The following is a 231-nucleotide window of genomic DNA, read 5'->3' on the forward strand; positions in this document are numbered from 1 at the left end:
CCGCGGAGACGCGACCGTAATGATGCGCGTATCGAGCAGCTTGCGTGCAATCAGTGTTCCCAGTGGCGGGGGTCCAAAACGCACCGCAAGGTCAAATCCATCTGCCACGAGGTCGCCGACGTCGTCGCGCATGATGAGTTCGAGCGAGAGGTCAGGATGATGTGCCAGAAAATCTGGCAATCTTGACGCCAGCACCGTCCTTGAAAAGAACGGGTCAACGTTGACGCGAAG

1 protein-coding gene is annotated in these 231 nt (G+C 58.0%); it reads right to left on the minus strand.

Annotation, left to right across the window (positions count from 1 at the left end):
* The coding region (locus P0D73_RS46960; RefSeq protein WP_408436602.1) for a LysR substrate-binding domain-containing protein at positions 1-231 on the minus strand (231 nt) is incomplete at both ends.

Source organism: Paraburkholderia sp. RL18-101-BIB-B, assembly GCF_046026985.1.
Taxonomy (GTDB): Bacteria; Pseudomonadota; Gammaproteobacteria; order Burkholderiales; family Burkholderiaceae; genus Paraburkholderia.